Annotated in this window: 16 protein-coding genes and 1 pseudogene; 11 read left to right on the top strand and 6 right to left on the bottom strand. The window is 62.2% G+C overall.

Annotation, left to right across the window (positions count from 1 at the left end; all coding sequences use genetic code 11):
• Nucleotides 1–205 precede the first annotated feature (205 nt).
• Nucleotides 206–1,093, top strand: coding sequence for a hypothetical protein (locus CZ322_RS01510; RefSeq protein WP_143231802.1), 888 nt, complete (start codon nucleotides 206–208; stop codon nucleotides 1,091–1,093).
• 67 nt (nucleotides 1,094–1,160) lie between these two features.
• Here CZ322_RS01510 and radA read toward each other — a convergent pair whose 3' ends face one another.
• Together radA and CZ322_RS01500 are read right to left on the bottom strand one after the other, a co-directional pair.
• Complete coding sequence (gene radA / locus CZ322_RS01505) at nucleotides 1,161–2,537, bottom strand: DNA repair protein RadA (protein ID WP_087069926.1); 1,377 nt, start codon at nucleotides 2,535–2,537, stop codon at nucleotides 1,161–1,163.
• A gap of 90 nt (nucleotides 2,538–2,627) precedes the next feature.
• A pseudogene (locus tag CZ322_RS01500) lies at nucleotides 2,628–3,320 on the bottom strand (potassium channel family protein).
• Nucleotides 3,321–3,519: 199 nt separating this feature from the next.
• On the opposite strand from CZ322_RS01500, the gene CZ322_RS01495 reads away from it, so the two are divergent.
• Genes CZ322_RS01495 through CZ322_RS01480 form a run of 4 tightly spaced genes read left to right on the top strand, consistent with a single transcriptional unit; the run spans nucleotide 3,520 to nucleotide 4,977 of the window.
• Entirely contained in the window at nucleotides 3,520–3,930 is a 411-nt protein-coding gene (locus CZ322_RS01495; RefSeq protein WP_143231801.1) for a hypothetical protein, read from the top strand.
• 22 nt (nucleotides 3,931–3,952) lie between these two features.
• Complete coding sequence (locus tag CZ322_RS01490; RefSeq protein ID WP_101595295.1) at nucleotides 3,953–4,303, top strand: helix-turn-helix domain-containing protein; 351 nt, start codon at nucleotides 3,953–3,955, stop codon at nucleotides 4,301–4,303.
• The gene (locus tag CZ322_RS01485) at nucleotides 4,287–4,679 is read left to right on the top strand and encodes a hypothetical protein (RefSeq protein ID WP_143231800.1); all 393 of its coding nucleotides are present in this window, start codon (nucleotides 4,287–4,289) and stop codon (nucleotides 4,677–4,679) included. Before CZ322_RS01490 ends, CZ322_RS01485 begins: the two co-directional genes overlap by 17 nt.
• Before the next feature lie 58 nt (nucleotides 4,680–4,737).
• Complete coding sequence (locus CZ322_RS01480) at nucleotides 4,738–4,977, top strand: hypothetical protein (RefSeq protein ID WP_087069922.1); 240 nt, start codon at nucleotides 4,738–4,740, stop codon at nucleotides 4,975–4,977.
• 24 nt (nucleotides 4,978–5,001) lie between these two features.
• On the opposite strand, the gene CZ322_RS01475 is transcribed toward CZ322_RS01480, so the two are convergent.
• Complete coding sequence (locus CZ322_RS01475; RefSeq protein ID WP_026428671.1) at nucleotides 5,002–6,402, bottom strand: TrkH family potassium uptake protein; 1,401 nt, start codon at nucleotides 6,400–6,402, stop codon at nucleotides 5,002–5,004.
• Nucleotides 6,403–6,609: 207 nt separating this feature from the next.
• Between CZ322_RS01475 and CZ322_RS01470 the strand changes: the two genes are divergently transcribed.
• The 4 genes from CZ322_RS01470 (at nucleotide 6,610) to CZ322_RS01455 (ending at nucleotide 8,864) form a co-directional block, all read left to right on the top strand.
• Nucleotides 6,610–6,816, top strand: coding sequence for a helix-turn-helix domain-containing protein (locus CZ322_RS01470; RefSeq protein WP_234984538.1), 207 nt, complete (start codon nucleotides 6,610–6,612; stop codon nucleotides 6,814–6,816).
• 192 nt (nucleotides 6,817–7,008) lie between these two features.
• On the top strand, nucleotides 7,009–7,113 hold the full coding sequence (locus tag CZ322_RS01465; protein WP_425541650.1) for a 30S ribosomal protein bS22: 105 nt from the start codon (nucleotides 7,009–7,011) through the stop codon (nucleotides 7,111–7,113).
• Nucleotides 7,114–7,567: 454 nt separating this feature from the next.
• Nucleotides 7,568–8,074: a MarR family winged helix-turn-helix transcriptional regulator gene (locus CZ322_RS01460; protein WP_087069920.1), complete on the top strand. Its 507-nt coding sequence runs from the start codon at nucleotides 7,568–7,570 to the stop codon at nucleotides 8,072–8,074.
• A gap of 118 nt (nucleotides 8,075–8,192) precedes the next feature.
• Entirely contained in the window at nucleotides 8,193–8,864 is a 672-nt protein-coding gene (locus CZ322_RS01455; protein ID WP_087069919.1) for a histidine phosphatase family protein, read from the top strand.
• A gap of 68 nt (nucleotides 8,865–8,932) precedes the next feature.
• Here CZ322_RS01455 and CZ322_RS01450 read toward each other — a convergent pair whose 3' ends face one another.
• Genes CZ322_RS01450 through CZ322_RS01440 form a run of 3 tightly spaced genes read right to left on the bottom strand, consistent with a single transcriptional unit; the run spans nucleotide 8,933 to nucleotide 11,874 of the window.
• Complete coding sequence (locus CZ322_RS01450; protein ID WP_234984409.1) at nucleotides 8,933–9,418, bottom strand: PLD nuclease N-terminal domain-containing protein; 486 nt, start codon at nucleotides 9,416–9,418, stop codon at nucleotides 8,933–8,935.
• Between the two features lie 40 nt (nucleotides 9,419–9,458).
• The gene (locus CZ322_RS01445) at nucleotides 9,459–10,367 is read right to left on the bottom strand and encodes a 1,4-dihydroxy-2-naphthoate polyprenyltransferase (RefSeq protein WP_087069918.1); all 909 of its coding nucleotides are present in this window, start codon (nucleotides 10,365–10,367) and stop codon (nucleotides 9,459–9,461) included.
• A 58-nt stretch (nucleotides 10,368–10,425) separates the two neighbouring features.
• The gene (locus CZ322_RS01440) at nucleotides 10,426–11,874 is read right to left on the bottom strand and encodes a hypothetical protein (protein WP_143231799.1); all 1,449 of its coding nucleotides are present in this window, start codon (nucleotides 11,872–11,874) and stop codon (nucleotides 10,426–10,428) included.
• Between the two features lie 248 nt (nucleotides 11,875–12,122).
• Between CZ322_RS01440 and CZ322_RS01435 the strand changes: the two genes are divergently transcribed.
• Together CZ322_RS01435 and CZ322_RS01430 are read left to right on the top strand one after the other, a co-directional pair.
• Entirely contained in the window at nucleotides 12,123–12,827 is a 705-nt protein-coding gene (locus CZ322_RS01435; protein ID WP_087069916.1) for a demethylmenaquinone methyltransferase, read from the top strand.
• A gap of 50 nt (nucleotides 12,828–12,877) precedes the next feature.
• Complete coding sequence (locus CZ322_RS01430; RefSeq protein WP_087069915.1) at nucleotides 12,878–13,882, top strand: polyprenyl synthetase family protein; 1,005 nt, start codon at nucleotides 12,878–12,880, stop codon at nucleotides 13,880–13,882.
• Nucleotides 13,883–14,118 lie beyond the last annotated feature (236 nt).

The following is a 14,118-nucleotide window of genomic DNA, read 5'->3' as shown; positions in this document are numbered from 1 at the left end:
GCCGCGGCGCTCGGCACAATCGGCGCCTTCGGAACGCGGGCAGCGCAGCGGCCAGACGAGTGCACCGGCGGCTCGGCAGCGCTCAGGCCGGGAGCAAGTCAATCGGGAGCGCAGCGCGCGGGAACGGACTACTCGGGAGCGCACTACTCGTGAACGCTCCGGCCAGCGCTCTCCCCGCGAACGCGCAGGCCAGCGAACCACTCGAGTGCGTTCGCCTCGCGAACGTGCCGGGCAGGAGCGTGCCCGCCAGCGCACTAGCCGGGAGCGCCAGGCTTCTACTCGCCGGCGCCGCCCGGTACCGGCGGGCCCGCGCGGCCAGAGCCGGGTTCGGGAAAAGACTTCGATTTTCGCGCGTTTGGAGCCGAAGCATTGGCTGTGGATTTTTGCCGCGCTCGCGATTGTGATCGGCGCGGTGGTGACGTTTAAATTTGCGGCCTCGCGTTCTCAGGAGCACGCGGAAGCCCAGGCTGCGGTCCCGACCGCTTTCTACGAGCCGGTGGCCTGCACTCCGGATATGCTGCGGATGCGGGTGACGAATAACGAACGCGGTGCGGGCGCGCCGGTATCTTTCTCCGTGGAACTGACGAATAAATCGACCACGAATCCGTGCTATGTGGATGCCGGGTGGGGCAACCTCAATGTGTCGATTACGTCCGGCGGGCACCAGGTGGCGAATACCGCGGCGTGCCAGGCCGGGGATGAACATCGCCGTCTGCTGCTGGATCGCGGGATGGACGCCGTGACCACGGTGACATGGCCGGGCGGGAACGAGGGTGCCGGGTGCGGCAGTGCGGGCTCGCTGTCCACACCGGGCACGTATAAGGCGGAAGCTATTTTTGCCGACGGCGCAGCTTCTCCCGCTACCGCCGTCTTTGAGCTGATTACCGGGGGCGGCAAGCAGCCCGCCCGCCCGGATGATGAGGCCGGGGCCGAACCGAGCACGGATGCTAGCCCGGCGCCCAGCGCGGATCCGAGCCCCGCGGCAAATGGCACGGAAAGCGAGAACCAAGAAGCGGCACCCGCTCCCGAGGCCGGCAGCGGTGAAGGTGCCGAAGCACCCGCGCCGGAAGGGGATTCCGAGCCGGCGAACTAACCGGGGCCCGCCGCGCAGGTACCACTTTCTTTCTGTGCCTACGCCATCTATGCCCGGCCTTAGCGGCTTACCCGGTGGGAAGCACCGCTTCCAGGGCCTGGCGGATATCCGCGCAGCGTTGCACCCGAATCCCCGCGGGGAGCTTCGAGCTATCGGTGCGTTCGGGAACAATGGCGAGGGTGAAACCGAGCCGGGCAGCTTCGTTCAGGCGCTGGGGGAGGCCGGTGACCGGGCGGAGTTCCCCGGTAAGGGCCACTTCCCCGATGGCGATCACCCCGGGAGCAAGCGGCAGATCCATATAGGCCGAGGCCAGCGCCAAAGCAATCGCGGCATCCGCGGCCGGTTCGCTTGCCTGCGCCCCGCCCACCGTGGACACAAAAATATCTTTCTGATCCAGGCTCAAGCCCAGGCGTGATTGCAGCACCGCGACCATCATGGCCACCCGCGCGGAAAGCACCCCGGAATTGGTGCGCTGCGGCCGCCCGGACGAAGGAACCACCAGGCCCTGGACTTCCACCGGCATGGGCCGCCGCCCTTCCAGAGTCATCGATACACAGGTGCCGGGCACGGTGTGATCCCGGGCGGAAAGGAACAACCCCGAGGGATCGGGTAGGCCCACAATCCCGCTTTCGGTGAGCTCAAAACACCCGACTTCATCGGTAGCCCCATACCGATTCTTCACCGCGCGCACCAAACGCAGCCGCGAGTGTTTATCCCCTTCGAACTGGCAGACCACATCAACCAGGTGTTCCAGGACGCGCGGCCCGGCAATGGAACCATCTTTCGTGACGTGCCCGACCAGCACCACCGGCAGTCCGTGCGTTTTGGCCACGCTCACGAGCGCCGCGGTCACGGCCCGCACCTGCGCCGGCCCGCCCGCAGTTCCCGCTACCTCAGCATCGGCCAAGGTCTGCACCGAGTCCACAATAAGAAGGGAAGGCCGGGCGTTTTCAATATGCCCGAGGGCCCGCCCGATATCACTTTCCGAAGCAAGAAGCAGATGCTCATCCATCGCCCCGATGCGCTCCCCGCGCAAGCGCACCTGGGAAGCCGATTCCTCCCCGGAAATATAGAGGACCGGCGCCCGCCCCAAGCGCGCCGCAGCCCGCGCGGCCTTCGCCGCCACATCCAAGAGCAGGGTAGATTTGCCCACCCCCGGTTCCCCGGCAAGCAAAATTACCGCGCCGGGAACCAAACCACCGCCCAGCACCCGATCCAATTCGGATACCCCGGTGGGAATTTTCCGCGCGGCGGTAGCCGGCACCGAGGTGATGGGTTGCGCCGGTGAAGTTGGTGCTAAAGCGGCCGGAGCCGCGGAGGGTGCGGCCGGACTGTGTTGATCAAGCGTGCCCCACGAGCCGCACCGCGCGCAGCGGCCCATCCATTTGCCGGTGGACCACCCGCACTCGCTGCATTCGTACACGGTTGCCGGTTGTTTTGCCATGCCACCATCCTAGAGGGGGCCTACGACATAAAAATCGCGAGCTAAAAGTCGCTACCGAATCGCTACCGAATCCCTACTGAGTCGAGCCCGTTACCGAGCCGAACCCACCGCAGGGATCCACCCCTGCCGGTTAGCGAACTCCTCCAATAGCTCGGTATCACCGGACACGATAATCGTGTCATCTGCCCCGATGAGGGTGTCCTCGGTGGCGTATTCAAAGGGCTGATTCGGTGCCTTCACCCCGATAATCCGCACCCCGAAACGCTCACGGATACGCGATTTCGCGATGGTGAAACCGCGAATTTCCCGCGGCGGGCGCATCTTCACGATGGAGAAGCCGTCCTCCATCTCGATATAGTCGAGCATCCTGCCCGAGACCATATGTGCCACGCGCGTACCGGCGTCCTACTCCGGATAAATGACGTGGTGGGCGCCGATGCGTCGCAAAATACGGCCGTGCGCACGCGAAACCGCCTTCGCCCAAATCTGCGGAATCCCCAGATCAACCAGGTTCGCGGTCACCAGCACGGAAGCCTCCAGCGAGGTGTCCACGCCCACCACGGCCACGGTGAAATCCCCCGCGCCCACCTGGTCGAGCACCTCCATACTGGTGGCATCCCCTTCCACCACCCGCAAGCGATGGCTCCACCGCTGCGCGGTATCGGGATTCCTTTCGACGACGAGCACGTCACGCCCCAAATCATCGAGCGTGGTGGCGATGGCGGTCGAAAAACGCCCCAGCCCCACCACGAGGATGGCTTGTTCGTCGCGCGTATCCGGCATAGCCGCCCTTTCTCCGATCACAATATCTCTGGCTCGTAGTCTAACGCTCCACGCCAAAATTCATGTCGTAAGCCCGTGCGACCATGAATGCATGTACAAGTTCGTTATGGCACAGGAAGGCACGCTACGCACTCGCGCCAATCGCGGGCGTGACATTGTGACGCATACCTACCGTTGGGCTCACCCAGGGCCTGGGTCTGTGGGTATTGAAGCTAGATGGGATGATCCGGGGTGCTGGCTCTCTCAAGATTTTGCGACCATCCTCCAGCTTTTTGGAGGTGAGGGTGCTGGTTTGAATACCGCTATGTACCTAGCCGGTGAAATTGAAGAACTGCTCGATTCCGCTGCGTTTGGTGATCTTGAGTACAAGGCGGTAACTCGTTGTAAGAGCCGGCCAGGAGTCGCGGAAATACGTCTGCTCAGTTCTTTTCCTATTGGGGAAGCGACGTTCCATGTGAGGATCTATTATGGCGAGCCTGAAGAATGGGAAGGGCTTGTTTCTCTCTGTCTCGCTGTCAAGTCCGCAGGCCCGCGGTGGAAGGAAGAACAAAACGCAAGTATCGCATTGGCTCAAGAGCGTGGTGAAGCATGGATACAACTGCTAGAGTAAATGTGTATCGTATATATCCGATATGAAGGGGAATGTGATGGAAGAAAGTCTGCTCGTAGTTCGTGAGAGGTCACGCCTCCAGGCGGCCCGTAGGCGGCGTCTACTGCGCGAACTTAAAGCCATACGGATGCGCAAAGGTCTTTCTCAAGAAACTGTTGCAAGCAGAATGTGCACCACGCAATCTGCGGTTTCTGAGTTGGAGTCGGGCATAACTAATCCAACGATTCATACTCTTCAGCTTTACGCTGTGGTTATCGGTGCAGCCATCTCCTATACGGTCGAAGATCTTGACCGTGATTACTCGTACAGCTGGACTGAAACTATTGACGAGTCGGTTCCTGACGTGGGGGTTGAATATGTTACTCAAGGATGATGTGCAACAAGTGAGATTTTTGGAAGTCTCCGGTGAAGTTAACGGAAGCTTGGAGACTCGCCCTGATACGCTCGAGTGCAAGATGAAGATTGACTCCAAAATTCTCGAACTCGCAGGAGAATTTCAGGGTACTGTTTTCGTTGATGTGACCATGGGCCTTATGGCTGAAGACGCTGGAAGACAGATGTATTCTTCGCATGTTAAAGCCCGGGTTCGTATAGGCAACCAAGTGTCTCGTGAAAATGTTCAGCATGCTGATGTTGTTGAGCTAGTATGGCCAGTTTTGGCCGGCAAACTCATGAGCGTTGCTAGGGAACTCGATATGCCCCTTTCGAGCATCCCGCTTTTCATGCCAAGCAATGATCGGCTTGACTAGAGGTCGAACTGAAATTCTGTGTTTAAGAAAATGGAAATCTGGGTAGGTAGGGGATGTTATGAAGGATTGGCGCGCGCTCGCGGTAGGCGTTCTTAAAGCGCTGGTGGTGGCTGCGATTGGCGGCGGGGTCGCTTTTCTTACGGTGACTCTCCTCAACCGTATTTTCCCGCCGGCAACCCCGAACGCTCTCGCCCCGGCCATAGTGGTTGCGGTGCTTTTGTTCCTCTCCTCTTTGCGCAGCATTCTTCGGAACGACGGCGGCTCAGCCGGCACCAAGCGTCGAAGCTCGCGTAGGTAACCCCGGGATAAGCCATCTGCCCGCTTAGCCGATAATCGGCCGCTCTTCGGGCAGCCGGATGGTGCGGCGTCGTGAACGCAGCGCCAATGCAGCAGCGAGCGTCATCGTGCCCGTGCGCCCAAAGAACATGAGGAGCACCAGCACGAACTTCGCGCTGGCCGGTAGCGCCCCGGTAATCCCCGTGCTCAAACCGCAGGTAGCGAAAGCGGAAATCACCTCGACCAGAATCTCCGAGAAGGTGAAATTCGTGAGCTGAAGCAGCGCCACCGAACCGGTCACCACCATGATCCCGCCGGCGAACGTTGCCGCAATAGCCAAGCGCAACACCTCGGCCGGGATGCGCTTCCCGAAAGCCTCGGTATCGCGATCACCGCGCGCCTCGGCCCGAATAGCCAGCAACAGCACCGCGAAAGTCGTCACCTTAATGCCGCCCGCCGCGGAAGCCGAACCGCCACCAATGAACATGAGCGAATCAAGGAGGATCCACGATGTTTCACCCATCGCACCCACATCAATAGTGGTCAAACCCGTGGAACGGGCATCCACCGACAGCGTGAGCGCGGCGTTGATTTTATCGGCCACCGCCAAATTGCCCAGGGTATTCGGGTTATTCCATTCCAGCACCGCCAGGAAAACCGCGCCGAGCACCGCCAAGCTGATATAGGTGACCAGCGTGATCTTCGTGGTGACCGACCATTTACGCGGGCGTGAACGATTACGCCACATATCCAAAACAACCGGGAACCCAATGGCCCCGGCAACAGTGCCCAAAATAATCGGGATAGTCAGCGCCCACTGCCCCACATACGGGCTCACGCCCTCCGGCATGATCACAAAGCCACCGTTATTAAAGATGGAGACCGCCATGAAATAGGAATGCGAGAGAGCATGAAGCAGGGCCTCGCCATTGCGCAAAAAGAAGGGGAGGAGGGCCAGGAACAAAATAGCTTGCGCCGTCGACGCCACAATAATCACCGCGCGCAGCAGCGTACCTACCTCGCCCAGGCTCGACTGATTCTCCTCCGCGGTAAGCATGCGCTGCGTGAGACCCACATGGCGGGAAACCGCCCGCCCCAGAATCGAGGCCAGCGTCATCACGCCCAGGCCGCCCACAATGAGCCCGAAAGAAATAAAAAGCTGGCCCCACACCGACCAGTACGTCGCGGTATCAACCGTCACCAAGCCAGTCACGCACACGGACGAGGTCGCGGTAAAAAGCGCATCAATAAACGGCGCGCTCTTCCCCGTGGTGGTTGCCAGCGGCAAAGAAAGCGCGGCAGTGAGGAACAAAATAATGAGTGCAAAAATAAGGAGCGCCAGGCGCGCGGGGCGATCCCGCGCCACCCGATCCACGCGTCCACCCACGGCCGCCAGCCGATCACGCCAGCTCAGGCGCGCGGATGCCACCTCAGGGTGTGCTGCCATGGGCGTCCTCCGGGTCCTCGAGCTAGCGGCTGCGGCCAGGAAAAACGCCGCGTACCTGTTCCGTAGTATATTCCCCTGCCACGTACCTCACGGAAAAGCGGCACATAACATGCAGAAAATGCTGTGAATGCTGAGAATATGGGATATCCTTGCTGTAGCTGTTGCCGATGTGGCAAAAAATTACTCCAGGATGATGGGATGAACCAGATGCAAATGCCTTCGTCTCCGCAGTTTTACACCGTCGCGGAAGTGGCTGAATTGACGCGTGTCTCGAAGATGACCGTCTACCGCATGGTTCACGCCGGCGATCTGCCGGCCGTGCGGGTGGGAAGCTCCTACCGGGTACCCGCCAGCGCTGTTGAAGCACTCCTGACTGGAAATAGCGTCCCGCAACAGCGCGCGGTTGGGGAATAGTGCGGTCCGTGGCCGATGCGGCGTCGTCGCCCGAAAAGAGTCGCTCGAAAAGGGGCGCTAGAAACGGTGGCAGGCCCGGAGCGGTTGTGAATTTAACCGTGTTCTGATTCACGCGCTACGCATAGGCGGGCGCGGGCCGGTAAGATACTGTGATGTTCCATCGGGGCGATTCCCCGCGATCTAGTTTTGGAGGTGCCTGTGGGTTCCGTTATTAAGAAGCGCCGCAAGCGTATGTCGAAGAAAAAGCATCGTAAGCTGCTGCGTAAAACTCGCCACCAGCGTCGGAACAAGAAGTAGTTCCCCGCGTGCGGAAGGGCCCGGATGTCCGGGCCTTTTTGTTTTATCCTTTGTTTTAACGCCTCGGCATCGAAATCAAGGGGCAAGTGAAAGTGCTCACATATTCATGGGATGCTCATCGAGCAAACCTTGACAATTCGGGCAAAAATACTTATCATTATTACTACCTAGGTAAGGGTGACCTTCCTAAAAAGAGAATGTAACTCTGAGTTGCGTTCGTACAAAGGTATACTTCACGTGATGCTGTGGTCGACGGCGCTTCGCCAGGCACGGGCGTGCTGCGCGCGGTACCGCGCTACAAGCACCACTTAAGGCCTTTCGCTCCTGGGTTCCCGCGTGGGAAAATGGGGGAGAAGTGGCGTCATCGTTCATCCAGCGCAAGCTGGATGTGTTGCGTCCGGCGCGGGCGCAACGACGTAATGAAGACTCGCACACCCCGTGTGAGTTGCCGTTAATGTCACGACGTGACATCGTGCCTGACGAAGGGATGAATCTCATGGCCGCGGAAGTTCGCTGGCTTTCTGAAGAGGAACAATTTGCCTGGCGCGCGTATCTGCGCGCGACAGCCGTGACCTCAGAGGCGCTCAACCACGCACTCATGGTCAATCACAATCTGTCATTGAACGAATATGACGTTCTGGCCCGCCTTTCCGAGGCGGAAAATCGCTGCATGCGGATGTCGACTCTCGCCGATGTGATGGTACATTCCCGCTCGCGGCTTACCCACACCGTCCGCCGCCTGGAGGCGCGCGGCCTGGTGGCACGCTCCGCCAACGCGCATGACCGGCGCGGGGTGGATTGCACGCTCACGGATGCAGGTTTCAAGCTGCTGCAAAAGGCGGCCATTACCCACGTGATCTCGGTTCGCGCTCACCTCGTGGACAAACTCGGTCATGATGACTTCCTCAAGATGGGCGAGCTGTGCACTCGCCTGGTGGGCAACGCCGCCGATATTTGGTAGGCGTTCGGGCACGTAGGTATTCTCGGGCGCGCCGGTCGGATGGCGCTTTTCAAGTGAATTTCCCAAGCGAGGGGGCTTGGGGTCCGGCTGGCAGCTCCCGGTGCCGTAGACTGGCATCATGATTGACGTAACAGTTGTTCACCTGGTCCGCCACGGAGAGGTGGATAACCCCAGCGGCGAACTGTACGGCCGCCAACCCGGTTTTCACCTCACCGATCTGGGCCGGGAGATGGCCGGCAGTGTTCGGGATTTCTTCCGCGGTCACGATGTGCGGGCGGTGATATCTTCGCCCCTGGAGCGGGCTATTGAAACTGCCACCCCCACCGCTGAACTTTTCGATCTTGAGGTTGGCACCGATGCCAACCTCATCGAAGCGGGTAATAATTTCGAGGGCATTAATGTCAACCGGAATCGCTGGATTCTGGCCTCCCCGAAATTCTGGCCGTGGTACATCAACCCCTTCCGGCCCTCCTGGGGGGAACCCTATACGGATATTGCCGCGCGCATGACGAATGCGGTACGCCGCGGGCTGGCAGCGGCCCGCGGCGGTGAGGCGGTGCTGGTATCCCACCAGCTTCCGATTTGGACGCTGCGTTCCTTCGTGGAAGGTCGTTCCCTCGCTCACGATCCGCGCCGGCGCCAGTGCGCGCTGTGCTCGGTGACTTCGTTGACGTTCCAGGGCACCAGCCTGGTGGCGGTGGATTACGCCGAACCCGCGGCTGAACTGCTGGCCCGGGCGCGCGATATTACCCCGGGAGTCTCCGCGGCGGACGAAAACCGCGGGGACTAGGCGAGACGCGAAGATAGAGATAGCCCCGCCGGACTGGCGGGGCTGAGCGATTCGCAGAAACTAGCGGGTTAATCCTGCGCGGGCGGCTGGGATGCCGGTCGGCCCTCAGGTTCCTCCGGATTACCTGGCTGCGCGCCGCCAGCTTCCGGGCTGCCCGCGTCTTTCGATTCACCGGCGCTGGGGGAGTCCGATGCGGCGTCGGGTGCGGCGTCGTTCTCCTTCTGTTGCCGCTCCCATTCGCGGAAACGGTTTTCTGCGTCCAAACGGGACAGGAAGTCCGGATCATCGTCGGGCGCAACGGGGCGACGGCGCCGCTGCGACGAAGAGCGACCCCGCCCAAAAGAGCCGAGCGAAATATTTTGCTGCGGGAACTTGACCGGGAAAGAAAAAGCGATCCACAGCAGCGACCCGAGAACCGGCACCAGAACCGTGAGGGCGAGCCACGCCGGCTTACGCAGCCGGCCCGGCATGCGGGTGGTGTCCGTGCGGATGACGTCAATGATGCCGTAAATCCAGATGCTGACGGCAAGAAGTGCCATAATTACTCGGGCCATACCACCATCTTAGTCGCTAGCGCGCGGAGGCTGCAGGCACCTAGACCAAGAGCGAACTGGCCCAGAACGAGACCAGCACCGCCAGCGCGAAAGCGAGCTCGGTAATACCGGTAGTTTTCAGGACCGGGATGAGAGCACGCCCCTGCGCGCGGGAGGGGCCGCGGCTGAGCATCCGCCAGCTATTGCGCGCAGCGATGGCGAAAGCGGGGAGGTAGAGGAGGAGGGACGCCTGGTGGGTGCTCGGCGTGAACGCCAGCACGACGCCGCAGCCCATCGCCACCGCGAGCATAAGAACATAAACGCGCCGCGCCCACGTATCACCCAGACGCACCGCGAGGGTACGTTTCCCGGTGACAGCGTCGGTGGGAATATCGCGGATATTGTTAGCCATGAGAATGGCGCAGGCAATGAGGCCGACGGCGCTGCCGGCCACCCAGGCTTGCCAGGGAACCGTGCCGCTCTGGATATAGACGGTGCCGGCGGTGGCGACCAAACCGAAGAAAATAAAAACAAAGACTTCGCCTAAGCCCATATAGCCGTAGGGGGGGCGCCCGCCGGTATAGAACCAGGCGGCCAGCAGCGCGCCCACGCCCACCGCGATAAGCCACCACTGCCCGCACCAGGCAATAATCACCAGGCCCACGAGCGCCGCCAGGCCAAAGCAGGTGAGGGCCACTGCGAGCACCACGCCCGGGCGCACGGTGCCGCCGCCGGTGAGGCGGGGCGGGCCGGTGCGGTGATCGTCGGTGCCGCGGATGCCATCGGAATAGTCATTCGCGAAATTCACGCCGATCTGCAACAGTAGGGCGAGCGCGAAAGCCAGGGCCAGAATCGGGCCGTACAGCGTCCCTTCCCACAGGGTGATCCCGGCCCCGGCGATAACGGGGGAGACACTCGCGGGAAGGGTGCGAACGCGCGCCCCTTCGAGCCAATCAGTAACAGTTGCCACGGCCGCCTATTCTATCGAGGGGAACGCTCCGAGCGCATCACCTAGCCCGCGCTAGGGTTTAGGCCAGGTCTTCGGGGCGGGGCGCCGGTGCGTGCGGTGGCTGGGCCTGCATCGGCGGCTGTACCGGCGGTTGCGGCTGCTGGGGAGCCGGCGCAACCGGGGTTCCCGGATACTCCGGATGCAAGGGCATCCCGCCCGGGGCGCCGGGAACGGAAGGATGATGCGGGATATCCGAGGCGTGCGGGGTGAGGTAGCCCGTGGCCATCGTTTCGGGCGGGCGGGTGCGGAAGGGCCGCGAGAAGGCTTCCACCACCAGGCCCAGGCCAATCCCGATGAAAATGAGGTACCAGTGCAGGTCGTAACTGGCGCTGGCCAGGTCCATGCCCTGCGCCGCCATCTTGGCGGAGCCGCGGGTAATGCCCCAGATCACCGCGGTGGTGGCCCCGAAACCGAAGGGCATCACCGTCCAGGCAATAGCACCGAATTCCATACGCGGATCGCGCGAGCGGCCCCAGCGGTAGGCCGTCCACACCAGCACCAGCACCATGGAGATAAGCGCAACGATGGCCGGCGCGGTGGCCAGGTTATCCCAGAGCAGGAAAGTGGTATCACCCTGGGCGTTCACGCCCATGCCCAGGCCGGTGGCATCATATTCGGCCGCGAAGGACGCGCCCACCGCCCCGAACATGGTCATCACCCCGGTGGTGAGGAAGAAGGGGAAGGCCAGGAGGAGCCACGCGATCTTGGCATCTTGGCGCACCATGAGGTCAATGCCGAAGGCGAGGGCGGAAATGCAGCTCACCAGGATAAACGCGGTGAAGGCCAGGCGCACCGCGTGCGCGTAGGTGGGAATAGAGGAGGCCGCCGTGAGGGTGAAACGGTTACGCGGGGTGGATTTCACAGTGGTCATGCGCCCGAAGCCCGCGGCGAAAAGCCCGAGCGGGAGGCAGGTGAGCGCGGTGAACAGGGGACTGGCCTGCAGAGCCAGTGGCGGAATGGGCTGCCCCATGACGGCCCCGCCCGGGCTCAGGTCCACCCGCATGAACGCCGCCAGCCCGGCACCGATCGCCGCCAGCACCCCGGCCGAAACCCAGGCCGGAATCCAGACCAGCAGGGTGGAATTGCGTTTGCCGCGGCCCACCCACTGGTTGAGGAAGTAAATGATAAGACCAATAAGGAGGGTGAGGGTGAGGGCGGGAACGAAGAAACTCATATCCACAAGATTCGGCTCGGCCACCACCCGCGCGGTGCCACCCAGGGCCAGCAGTAGCGTGAGGGCCGCCCACTTCGGGGCGGTGATCACATCACCAAGATTCACCCCGCCCATATCGAGATCGCCCATGCCGCGCAGCCCGAGCCAGGCGAAGAAGAGCGTGACGAGGAAGGTGACCGCCACCGCGATCACGGGGCTCATAAGAGCCACAATCCAGGTACGGGCGCCAAAATCGCGGCGCACATCGGCCAGCAGCGGCGGTGTCATAGCTGGCATGGGCGTGGGCAGGGACATGATGACTCCTCAATTCGTGACTTCTTTTTCAGTCTAGTCGCCGCCCGTTGGAAATTCGCCGGTTTGAGGTCCCGTGGGGCGCGCGCTGAAGCCGGGCACTTTGTGCGGATGTGCACGCGGACTTTGTGCGGATGTGCACGCGGACTTTGTGCGGATGTGCACGCGGCTGCACGCGGACTTCGCGCGGCAACGCAGCCAGATAGAATTCCGCTCTTGCCAAATACGCCCAAGCTGGTTGAATAGAGGGCATGTCTGCACGTGCACAACTCAGCAAAGATCCGCGCGCCGTTGCCGGAATGTTCGACCAGGTCGCCCCGCGCTACGACCTGAGCAATGACCTGCTCAGCTTCGGGCAGGTGCGGCTGTGGCGCCGCTACGTCACCGAAGCCCTGCGCATTCGCGAGGGGATGGAGATCCTCGACCTGGCCTGCGGGACCGGAACCTCCACCGAGCACTTCGCCCGGGTGGGGGCGCGTGTGGTGGGTGCCGATTTTTCGGACGGGATGCTCGAGGTTGCGCGCCTGCGCCACCCTGACTTGCGTTTTGTGCAGGCCGATGCCTGCGATCTTCCTTTCGCGGATAATACGTTCGACGCCGTGACTATTTCCTACGGCCTGCGTAATATTCACGATCCCATGCGGGCCCTCCAAGAAATGGCCCGCGTGACGCGCCCGGGCGGGCACGTGGTGATCGCCGAATTTTCCACTCCCACCTGCGCGCCTTTCCGCACCCTCTACCACGGCTACCTGCGCCACGTGCTTCCCCGGGTCGCGGCCCTGGCCTCCTCGGATGGCCCGGCCTACGCCTATCTCATGGAATCGATTATCGACTGGCCCGATCAACGCACTCTGGCTGGCTGGCTGCACGCGGCCGGGTGGCGCGACGTTGAATACCGTAATATGTGCAACGGGATCGTTGCGCTGCACCGCGCTACCCTGCCGGCGGCGCATTGAGGCACCGGGCCGCGGGCCGGCGCACCATCGGAAAGCTAGGATTGGCTATCGTGAAAGACCTGACTGTCGAAGAGCTGCTCACCCGCGTGGGGGAGCGGCTCGGCGTCGTCGAAAAAAAGCTGGACGCGGCCACGCATTTTGGTGACCTGCGCGTGGACCCGATCACCACGTATCTTGCCGAGGCGGGCGGGAAACGGATGCGGCCGGCGCTGGCGCTGCTCTGCGGGTATCTGGGCCCGGAGCCGGAATCGGAGCGGGTCGAGCACGTGGCGGTCGCGATGGAGCTGACCCACCTGGCTTCCCTCTACCACGATGATGTTATGGACGAAGCCCCGCTGCGGCGCGGGGTTCCAGCCGCGCACCGCAGCTACGGGAATTCCGCGGCGATTATGGCCGGAGATATTCTTTTTTCGCGCGCTTCATCGATGATGGCGGATTTGGGGCCGCGGGCCGTCAAGGATTACGCGGAAACGTTCCGGCGCCTGTGCACCGGGCAGCTCCTGGAAACCGTGGGACGTACGCCCGGGGTGTCCCCGCGGGCGCACTACCTGGAGGTTCTAGCTGGGAAAACCGGCTCGCTTATTGCGGCTTCCGCGCGCGAAGGCGTGTATGCGGCGGCCGGGAGCCGGGAAGCTGAGTACGCGCACGTTGCCGCCCAGGTGCAAGAATTCGGCGAAAACGTGGGGATCGCTTTCCAGATCGCCGATGACTATATCGACGTTGTTTCCGAAGAAACCGGTAAAGAACAGGGCACGGACCTGCGCGAATCGGTGGACACCATGCCCACGATTCTGTTGCGGGAACGTGCCGCCGCGGGGATTTTGGACGACGCCGGGCTAGCGATCTTGGCGGAATTGGACCGCGGGGAGCTGGCCGGGCAGCGCCTTGATACCGTGCTTGGCGCGTTGCGGAATCATTCGGTTATGGATGAAACCCGGGCGCTTGCCGAGGAATGGGCCGGGCGCGCGGTGGCCGCCATTGCTGACCTGGAGAATGGGGCGGTGCGCGAAGCCCTCGCGGAATATGCGCGCTCGGTGGTGGCGCGCACGGTCTAGGTTGGGTGCGCACGGTCTCGATTGACAGGCACGGCCTAGGGGGCGCGCCGGCGGGGTAGCGGCGTCGTCGTACCTATGCTCGCAACCACGCACAGAAGCGCGCGAAGGTCTGTCACTAGGCTGGTGAAAAACTGAGCGTAATGAAGAACGCAAAGCTAATGGTGAAAGAGGTGCGGCGGGGCGCGCTTCTACCCCGTACAATTGCATCCGTATGCCCACGGTAAGGAGCTCGACGA

It is taken from the genome of Actinotignum timonense (assembly GCF_900155575.1).
GTDB lineage: Bacteria > Actinomycetota > Actinomycetes > Actinomycetales > Actinomycetaceae > Actinotignum > Actinotignum timonense.
Note: the sequence above shows the minus strand (reverse complement) of the source record. Positions and strands in the feature narration are given on the sequence as shown.

Coding starts and splice junctions, on each gene's coding strand:
- radA (WP_087069926.1), bottom strand. CDS start 2,537: ATGGCAAAACAACCGGCAACCGTGTACGAATGCAGCGAGTGCGGGTGG.
- CZ322_RS01490 (WP_101595295.1), top strand. CDS start 3,953: ATGAAGGGGAATGTGATGGAAGAAAGTCTGCTCGTAGTTCGTGAGAGG.
- CZ322_RS01485 (WP_143231800.1), top strand. CDS start 4,287: ATGTTACTCAAGGATGATGTGCAACAAGTGAGATTTTTGGAAGTCTCC.
- CZ322_RS01480 (WP_087069922.1), top strand. CDS start 4,738: ATGAAGGATTGGCGCGCGCTCGCGGTAGGCGTTCTTAAAGCGCTGGTG.
- CZ322_RS01475 (WP_026428671.1), bottom strand. CDS start 6,402: ATGGCAGCACACCCTGAGGTGGCATCCGCGCGCCTGAGCTGGCGTGAT.
- CZ322_RS01470 (WP_234984538.1), top strand. CDS start 6,610: ATGCAAATGCCTTCGTCTCCGCAGTTTTACACCGTCGCGGAAGTGGCT.
- CZ322_RS01460 (WP_087069920.1), top strand. CDS start 7,568: ATGTCACGACGTGACATCGTGCCTGACGAAGGGATGAATCTCATGGCC.
- CZ322_RS01455 (WP_087069919.1), top strand. CDS start 8,193: ATGATTGACGTAACAGTTGTTCACCTGGTCCGCCACGGAGAGGTGGAT.
- CZ322_RS01450 (WP_234984409.1), bottom strand. CDS start 9,418: ATGGCCCGAGTAATTATGGCACTTCTTGCCGTCAGCATCTGGATTTAC.
- CZ322_RS01440 (WP_143231799.1), bottom strand. CDS start 11,874: ATGTCCCTGCCCACGCCCATGCCAGCTATGACACCGCCGCTGCTGGCC.
- CZ322_RS01435 (WP_087069916.1), top strand. CDS start 12,123: ATGTCTGCACGTGCACAACTCAGCAAAGATCCGCGCGCCGTTGCCGGA.